Origin of the sequence: Streptomyces sp. TRM64462 (assembly GCF_013362995.1) — a bacterium.
Classification (GTDB): Bacteria; Actinomycetota; Actinomycetes; order Streptomycetales; family Streptomycetaceae; genus Streptomyces.
In genome coordinates this window covers 1-1,242 of record NZ_JABWDV010000317.1, presented here as the reverse complement: position 1 = coordinate 1,242, position 1,242 = coordinate 1, and the positions used below count along the sequence as shown (strand labels likewise).

Below are 1,242 nucleotides of genomic sequence, written 5' to 3'. Positions count from 1 at the left end.
TTGACGGGGGCCCGCACAAGCGGCGGAGCATGTGGCTTAATTCGACGCAACGCGAAGAACCTTACCAAGGCTTGACATACACCGGAAAGCATCAGAGATGGTGCCCCCCTTGTGGTCGGTGTACAGGTGGTGCATGGCTGTCGTCAGCTCGTGTCGTGAGATGTTGGGTTAAGTCCCGCAACGAGCGCAACCCTTGTCCCGTGTTGCCAGCAGGCCCTTGTGGTGCTGGGGACTCACGGGAGACCGCCGGGGTCAACTCGGAGGAAGGTGGGGACGACGTCAAGTCATCATGCCCCTTATGTCTTGGGCTGCACACGTGCTACAATGGCCGGTACAAAGAGCTGCGATACCGTGAGGTGGAGCGAATCTCAAAAAGCCGGTCTCAGTTCGGATTGGGGTCTGCAACTCGACCCCATGAAGTCGGAGTCGCTAGTAATCGCAGATCAGCATTGCTGCGGTGAATACGTTCCCGGGCCTTGTACACACCGCCCGTCACGTCACGAAAGTCGGTAACACCCGAAGCCGGTGGCCCAACCCCCTTGTGGGGAGGGAGCTGTCGAAGGTGGGACTGGCGATTGGGACGAAGTCGTAACAAGGTAGCCGTACCGGAAGGTGCGGCTGGATCACCTCCTTTCTAAGGAGCACAGTACCGATTGCAGGCAAACGTTCTGCACGGTCAGCTCATGGGTGGAACGTTGACTACTCGGCACGATTCTTCTTGATGGATCACTAGTACTGCTTCGGCGTGGAACGTGGATCTGGTCGAGAGGGGTCGGGTCGGGCACGCTGTTGGGTGTCTGAGGGTGCGAGCGCTGCTCGCCCTTCGCACGCCGGCCCCAGTGAACTCACCATGCTTGTGGTGGGGTGATGGGTGGCTGGTCGTTGCTTGAGAACTGCACAGTGGACGCGAGCATCTGTGGCCAAGTTTTTAAGGGCGCACGGTGGATGCCTTGGCACCAGGAACCGATGAAGGACGTGGGAGGCCGCGATAGGCCCCGGGGAGCTGTCAACCGAGCTTTGATCCGGGGGTGTCCGAATGGGGAAACCCGGCAGTCGTCATGGGCTGTCACCCGCTGCTGAACACATAGGCAGTGTGGAGGGAACGAGGGGAAGTGAAACATCTCAGTACCCTCAGGAAGAGAAAACAACCGTGATTCCGGGAGTAGTGGCGAGCGAAACTGGATGAGGCCAAACCGTATGTGTGTGATACCCGGCAGGGGTTGCGCATGCGGGGTTGTGGGA

2 rRNA genes are annotated in these 1,242 nt (G+C 59.3%); both read left to right on the top strand.

Features of this window, described 5'->3' with window-relative positions:
- Nucleotides 1-634 (top strand): 16S ribosomal RNA (locus tag HTZ82_RS15760); the annotation flags it as partial.
- A gap of 284 nt (nt 635-918) precedes the next feature.
- Nucleotides 919-1,242: ribosomal RNA gene (locus HTZ82_RS15755) — 23S ribosomal RNA — on the top strand; the annotation flags it as partial.